The sequence below is a fragment of the Pseudomonas sp. DF5 genome (assembly GCF_058148225.1).
This window is the reverse complement of sequence record NZ_JBYVYM010000053.1, coordinates 1-7,867: the sequence shown is the minus strand read 5'-3', so window position 1 is coordinate 7,867 and position 7,867 is coordinate 1. Positions and strand designations below refer to the sequence as shown.

Genomic DNA, 7,867 nt, shown 5'->3' with positions numbered 1-7,867 from the left:
TGAGGCCGTAACATTCACTCCATCAACTCGAAGACCACCGCACCGACCCATCCTCGCCAATAAACGTCTCTTCGATGCTCTCCCCCACCAACCGCACCTTCACATAACCGTTCAACACCCGATCCGGGTACGCCTCATCCCGCGCATTTTGCGTTTCCGACCACAGCACCCCCGGATGCCCGTTCAGCTCGCTGGCATTGCCATAGGGAATCGCCCCGTGCCCTGCGCAACGTGCATGCAAGCCACCTTGAGTGGCATAGCAGATGCCGTTATGCAAATGCCCCCAATACCAGTAATCCGGCTCGCGCCCCAAGGCATCGCAGACCGGCTTGTACAACGCGGTCTTGTCACGCCCGGTAATGTCAAAGCCCTGGTGATGACTGAGCACCATGATCTTCTTGCGTTTGGGCAAGTCTTTCATCCAGTCGATCTGCTGCTTGTTCAGCGCGCCGTCCATATACAGGTTGATTGGACTGGAGGCATAAGCCGAGTCGATCCCGACCACCAGCCAGTCATCGTTGTACAACGCAAAATAACTGGTGCCCTGCTGTGCTGGAAAACGCTTGGCCAGTTCCTTGAAGTAGCCATGGGCGCCGCTGTACATCTCGTGGTTGGAGTTGAGGGTGAACGAGCCGTGCTTGCCCATCGGCCAGCCGACCATGTCGACGTCTTCCTGGGAGCGGGTGCCGGCGTAATACACATCCCCCAAATGGATGGTGAAGTCGGCCTGGGCCAGTTGCATCTGATTGGCCACCGCTACCGCTGGGGCATGACTGTCGAACGGCCCGGTGCCCCAGTCGCCGGCGATGGCCAGGGTCACGTCACTGTCCATGCGCATCAACGCCGGATTGGTGGCGAACGGTGCGTGATGCCGCAGGTTCTCGATCCACTTGAGCAGCGCTTCGCTCCACAACAGATCCAGCAGCTCCCATTTGCGACAACCGAGCAGGCTACCGTCCTTGAGCACTCGGGTTTGCAGTTCATCTGTCGATTGCGGCAAGGGGCTGGCGTTGCCGATGTGCAAGATCGACAAGCCGTGGGCCAACTCCCACGGCACGCTCGGCTGATCGTCGGGCAAATCGCCGTGCTGGAGCACGTAATGCGCCTGATCATGCCCGCGTTGCAGCAGCGCGACGATGGCCTGGTACTCCTCAGGCTCAAGCTCACTGACGAGCTTCTTCCAGGCCATTTCCAGGCGGGTGACCAAACCATGCAAACGTAGCTTGACCTTGACGTACTCATGTTCCCAATGACTGACCAATGACATGTCGCCTTCCTCCATCCGTAGTGGAATCACAGGGTTTTCATGAACTCGATGAGCGCCCGCTTATCGAGTTCCGACAGTTGCGTGCCGTACAGGTGACCACCGTTGTGGTTGCCCTCCAGGCGCGTGTCGTATTTGAAGTCCGCCGAGGCTTTCATCTGCTCGCCACTGGTGACGAAGCCGACCTTGTCCTTGTCGTAAATGTCGGAGCCGGTGAAGAACACCTGCGGCCGCAGTTCCGGTGGTTGCAGCAAATCCCACAGGGTCGGCACCGAACCGTTGTGCAAGTACGGCGCGCGCAACCAGATGCCGTCGGTGGGCGTGTTGCTGTAGCTCTGGGTCTTGCGGTAAGCGCCAAAGTCGAACGGCGGTTTCTTGAAGCCGTGGAAAGCCGTCACTAAACCAGTGGTGAACGAGTTCAGCCGATGGGGATCGGTGCCCAGTTCATCAATCGTGGTGGTGACCTGACCGGTGTCGGTGCGGCCGAAGTCATGGCAACCGGCGCAATTTTTTTCCCAGACCGGCTTGCCCCGGGCGATTTTGGCCTGATCCAGCGCGAACGGCCAGGCCGGTGCCTTGTGGCCCAGCAGCCAATTGGTCACCCGGTTGAAACTGTCCGGCAGCACCGACTCCGGCGTCGCGCCCACGGCCATGGCCGCCGCGTAGTTGCGCTCATGGATGTCGTTGTTATTGCCGTCCCAATGCAAGTACAGCGACTCCCGGGGCTTCTGGTTCCAGACTTGCGGCAAGTCGACGGTGCCAATGGTCGAGTCATCCGGGAAGCCGAACACCACCATTTTCGTCGGGTTGAAGGTGTCGGTGCGCCCCGGCCCCTGCGGTGCGCGCAGTTGCTGCCAAGCGTAGGCCTGTTTCTGCTTGATCAGCGCGCTGGTGGCCATCGGGATGATCAGATAACGGTTGTACAACCGTTCGAAAAACCCGAGCTGGAACTTGCTGTTGATTGCCGTCATCACCGCGTCAGGCGTGAATTTGGGGTCACTCGCGCAATTGTAGGCGAACCACTGGAAGGCCTGCAGCTGCAGGGTATTGGCCGGCGCGGAAGCCACCGGGGTAGCAACGTCGCTGGCATTGGCGCGGTAGGAGCCGGTGTGGCACAAAGCGCAGTTGGGCTCCACGGTCGGGTAGCCGATCTGCCGCTTGGCCATGCCGATCGGCAGGTCCTTGCCGTTCTCGTAGAGGAAACCGAACACTTCGTAGCCGCCGGGCTTCGGCAGCTTCTCCGGGCACATCTGCGGCAACACGGCGAACAGGTAATAGGGAATCCGCGCTTCGATGCCCAGGCCGATGGCGGCGTATTTGTAGTGGTCTTCGTCGGAGGCGTACTGCTCGGCCGGCACCACTCGCAGCATCTGGTACCAGGTTTCGTAGCCGATAAACCCCAGCGCCAGCACCACGACCAGCGTGGCGACCTTGAAGCTGTGCCGCCGCCAGCGTCGCGCCCACGCTGCGCACCACTCACGCCAGCCATCGCGAAGCAGGGCGAACGGCCGATTGGCCGGCGCGCTGCCCAGATACAGCAGAATCCCGAGGATCAGGAACATGCCCAGATCGCCCAGCAGCATCGGCACGAACACCTGGGCCTGGTTGCTGGTGTTGATCAGGTAGATCCAGAACGCCACGGCGACCAACCGCGACAATACGCACAGCCACGAATGCACCACGTATTTGGGGGCATTGAAGCCTGACGGCATGTAAAAAAGGCTGATCCCCACCAGCAACATGCCGGCGTTCTCCAGCCAAGGATCGGAGAGCTGCGGAGGCATTCCGAGCATCGAGGTCAGCAATGCCGGCGCGAACAGCGCCGGAATCGCGAAGACCATGTTCATTGCGATGCCTATCCAGATGAAGCGTTGAAACCAGCGGATGTAACTGTCCATGGCATCCATTTCCTTGTAGTCGCCAATCCCAAGTCAGCACACGGCTTTTGTGGCGAGGGAGCTTGCTCCCGTTCGGCTGCAAAGCAGTCGTAAAACCAGAAAACGCGGTGTATCTGATCGATCGCATCCTCAGGTTTTGGGGCTGCTGCGCAACCCAGCGGGAGCAAGCTCCCTCGCCACAAAAAGCCCGATCAACCGAGGGCGGTTTTCTCCAGGTGCTGCAGGATGATCGGGTACACATCGACCACCGCGTTCTTGCCGAACATGCAGTCGATATGCCCGTAGCCCGGCACCACATGCCGGCTGTAGCGTTCCGGTCCATGGACTTTGCACACGCGCTCATAGGTCTTGAGCGTGCTTTCAGGCAAGTAGCACTGGTTGTCTTCACCGCTGATGAAGCAGATCGGCATGGTCAGCCGGTCGAAGTGCGGCATGTAGACGTCCTGGCCCTTGAAGTCCACCAGATGGCCTTTGCGCAGGATCAGCGCCAAATGCTCGAAGGTCTGTATGTTCGACTCGCCGAACAACTCGTGCAGGTTGTCGTGCAGGGTTTCGTTGAGCGTGTCGTGGCGGTACAGCGACGCGTACATGAAGGTGATGCGGTGGCACACCGGGTTGGTGCAGTAGCCTTGAGCCTCGATGCGAGCGTAGATGTTGAGGGCCTTGTCGTAGAGTTTGTTGAACCAGCTCTCCTTGTTGTCGGCATACGCGGTGAGGGATTTGACGCCGATGGCGTCGAGCATCCCCGGCAAATGCAGACCGGCCTTCAGCCCCGTTGCCGTGGCGACCACCGTGTCCGCAGCGATCTGCGAACAGACCACCGAGCGCACGCCCTGCAAGCCGGCCAGCAGCGACATGAAGAAGGTCGTCGCGCCGTAACAATGCACCACGCACTGCACGTCAGCGGCGAGGGTTGCCTGCTGGATATGCTCGATGGCGGCCTTGAAGTCGTACTGGGCAATCTGGTCGCCGTTCCATTCATGTTTGCTGGCCGGCAGCAGGATGCTGACCCGGAAATCCAGAAGCCAGACGTCGTACTCGTGCTTGCACAGGTATTCCAGCAGATTGGTCTGGATAGTGTCGGTGGAGAAAATATTCGAGCCCACCCCCAAACCATGCACCAGCATCACCGGCCCCTTGCTGCCGCCCTGATAGCGGGTCAGGCGTAGCTGGACGCTGTCTTCGGTCTGGAAGAACTGCACGCTTGGCGTCGGCGCATCCAGCGGCCGTTTCTGCCGGGGCGGCGCATCGGGGTTGAAGTAGATGTCGCCGGCGAACACCCCGCCGTAGCTCTCCCACAAGATGCCGGCGAAGAACTTGCCGAACCGCGCCAGCCCTTCAATGCGCTCACGTTCGTTGCGCGCGTTGAGCACCTTCATGGTGGTCATCTGCTTGGCAAAATCGGCCGGCTCGATGTGCATCACCCCCGAGCCGATCACCTCGCCTGTCTTGTCCGGCCCGCGATACAGCGTCACATAGAGCGTACTGGTGTCGTGCCAGACGTTCAGCACGCCGTTGTCTTCGGGCACGGTCTTGAATGCGCTGAAGTAATAATCGCTGCCGTCCTCGGCGGTCAGCTTCATGTCGTAATTCATGTGCCGCACACCGACCTGTTCCTGATATTCCTCGAACAGATTGAACACACCATTGCTGGCGGTCAGCGGCTCTGGCGACAAGCCTGGCGCATCCAGAGTGCCGACCAGTGTCGCGGCGTGTTCCGGCTCCTTGATCATGCGATTGAGGTCGTTGGCGGTGATGGTCAAGGTGAATTCGATCGGTGAGTTATCCGACTTGCCGCGTTTGGCCGCCGCTTCGTAGAGTTTGAGATCGGTGCCCTGGGGCTGGGTGAAATCTTTGGAGAAATAGCCCTTCATGGTTTCAGTGAACTGCACGCCGAGGGTCGGTGCCGCCACCGGTTTACGCGGTGCCGAGGGCAACGTGTAGTCGATGTGCCACCCGCGATCGGCGGCCAGCAGGCTCATATTGCGCTCGCTCACGGCAGAGATGGTCAGCAGTGGATTGACCGCCAGGGAGGTCGGAATCACCGCGCCGTCGGCTACGTACAACCCGGCATAGACATCAGTGCCGCTGACGCCGCTGAACACCTGGCCCTTGTGGTTGACCACGCCCTGCGTCGCATCCTCGCCCATCACACAACCGCCCAATGGGTGCACGGAAACGATGCTGTGTTTGAGCAGCTCGGTCCAGATCGGGTTCTCCACCCAGATCCCGCCCAAGGCCTTGGTGCTCTGGTGCAGGCGCTCGTTGCCGATCTTGACGTTTTCCTGCTCGCCAACGCCCGGCCAGTCGATGCGCAGCTGATCCTTGCTGTCGAGCACCATGCGGCCCTTGCCGTCGTCGTGGCTCATGATCAGGTAGGTCTGCATGTTATGCAGGGCGCCGTGATACGGGCCGCGCAGGAAGCTTTCGGCTTCGCGCTCGGCATATTTGAGCTTGCCGGTGAAGCTGTCATCGGTGGGTTTACCGATCAACCCGGCGAATGTGGCCATGCTCGGCACCATGGGCCGGCCGAGTGCGCCGGGGATCGAGCCTTCTTCGATGACCATACGGCTGCGCCAGTCGCCTTCGGTGCGCATGTCGATGATCGAGGTGATGCACGGGCCGACCGGTTTCATTTCCGAGGCCGGATGGGCACCGAAACCGATGCCGTTGATCGTTTCATCGCAGTTGTGGCCGAAACCGAGGATGTCGCCGTTGCCGCTCATGTTTTCGCCAAGCTGACTGGACGTCGACAGGCCTTTGTCCCGGGAGCGCAAGAGGATCTCGGTGGAGCCCAGGGTGCCCGCCGACACCACGACGATGTCCGCCTTGACGAACAGCGTCGGCGCGGAGAATTTCTCGCGGCCGCTGTCCAGGTATTGGAAGTGCACGATCCAGCCATCGCCATCGCGCTCCAGATGCCGGACCTCGGCCTGGCAGAAAATCTCTGCGCCGTGGTTGCAGGCATCCGGCAGGTAATTCATCAACGTGGTGTTCTTGGCCTTGTTGTTACAGCCCGAAACGCAGTCGCCGCAGTGGTTGCACGGCAATTGCTCGACGCCGACGTGGTTGAGGTTGTTCGGCAGCTTGTCGAAGGTCACGTTGATCGGCGGCTTATAGAAGTGCGCGCCTTGCTTGAGGTAGTCGGCGGATTTTTTGTTGGCCTCGAGCTTGGGCAAGGTCGGAGCGGTTTTCGGATAGGGATTGGGCTTGAGCATCTCCCGAGCCCGGGCGTAACCGTCCTTGAGCAGCGTGTCGCGATGTTCACGTACCGCCAGCGGCCAACGCGGATCGTCGAACACACCGGGTTCCGGTTCCAGTGCGACGTTGGCGTTGATCAGCGACGTGCCGCCCAGGCCGCAACCGACCACTACGTTCTGCTGGGCGTTGACGTGCAGGTCGAACAACCCGGTGCGCGAGCCGATGTGCCCGTCCGGGTCATGCACTTGTAGCTCTTCAGTGGCCGCCAGCATCGTATTGGGGTATTCGCCGGGCTGGATTTCCCGGCCTCGCTCCAGCAGGCATACCCGCTTGCCGGCCCGAGACAGACGCGACGCCGCGATCCCGCCGCCGTAGCCGGAGCCAATGACGATCACGTCGTAATGTTCCTTGATATCGCTGATGGGCGTGGCGATCCGTGTCATGGGTCATTTCCTCTCGGGCAGATGGGGCAACTCTGCGGTTGCCTGCAATCGATAGACGAACAAACGCCTGGTCACCGGGCACGGTCGGGCCTCAATGGCAGCGGTGTTATGGCATAAGGGGGCCAGGCGCTATAGACGAGCGCGCTGATTGGCGGCGCGACGATGAATCCGCTTGTGCAACGAGGTGGCGGATGTCGGAACACAGGTCACGCAGGGGCTGGGGTGCGAATGTGGCTGCGAGCGATGTGGCTGGCTATCCATCACGCGTTCTCCCTGAACCAGATGTGGATAAGTGACAGTTGTCCTTATGCGATGAGAGTGAAGACAGGCGACAGATCGAAGTCAAGGAAGTGCCTTAGAACTGTATGAAATCTGATCTATCGCGTTCCGGCCTATACGGGCCGTGGCTTACAGGGTTCAGCGAACAAGTTATCCACATCTCCACCCACAGCAAATGGGGACAACTGTGGGTGACAGGCTAAATCTATTCACAAAAACCGAAGAAAAACCGTGACTTATCCAGAAGCAGGGTTTTAGCCAGGCACTGGTTGTTTTTTAATCAGAAGCTTGCAGATCACGGTTTACATGGCGCGCAGGGGATGGCGAACACCTTATCCACAGAAGCACCAACAGACTTTGGGGGCAACTTCGCTCGTTCTGTGGAAAACCGCTGAAACCCGTGAGAATTCGGGGTTTGCTGGAGGATTATTGGGGGAAAACGTCGAATTGGGCAATATTTGATCAATCTACTGAAAGCCGCGATCTATATGGGCTGTAGCGGACAGCGAACATCTTATCCACAGAAGCGCCAACAGAGATTGGGGGCAAGTGTCGGCCAGTGAGCGAGGTTATGCTGTGGAAAAAGCCCGAAAAAACCGTGGGTTAGGCTGGTTGTTTTTTGTACTGGGGGCTGAAGGGCTTGATTGGTGTGGGGTGTAGCGAGGGGCGAACATGTTATCCACAGAAGCGCTAACAGGGATTGTGGGTAACCCAGATACGCTACGGTGTTGGGAGTACATATCCGTTGCTGCGGTAACGGCTACTTAGGGTTTCGCTCTTAC

General features: G+C 59.6%; 3 protein-coding genes. All 3 read right to left on the bottom strand.

Going from position 1 to position 7,867, the window contains the following annotated elements:
- Nucleotides 1–22: 22 nt before the first annotated feature.
- The 3 genes from AC30D7_RS28635 to AC30D7_RS28625 all read right to left on the bottom strand — a co-directional run bounded on the left by AC30D7_RS28635 (nt 23) and on the right by AC30D7_RS28625 (nt 6,806).
- On the bottom strand, nt 23–1,267 hold the full coding sequence (locus tag AC30D7_RS28635; protein ID WP_490136314.1) for a metallophosphoesterase family protein: 1,245 nt from the start codon (nt 1,265–1,267) through the stop codon (nt 23–25).
- 26 nt (nt 1,268–1,293) lie between these two features.
- Entirely contained in the window at nt 1,294–3,162 is a 1,869-nt protein-coding gene (locus tag AC30D7_RS28630; RefSeq protein ID WP_490136313.1) for a c-type cytochrome, read from the bottom strand.
- 191 nt (nt 3,163–3,353) lie between these two features.
- Complete coding sequence (locus tag AC30D7_RS28625) at nt 3,354–6,806, bottom strand: GMC family oxidoreductase N-terminal domain-containing protein (RefSeq protein ID WP_490136312.1); 3,453 nt, start codon at nt 6,804–6,806, stop codon at nt 3,354–3,356.
- Nucleotides 6,807–7,867 lie beyond the last annotated feature (1,061 nt).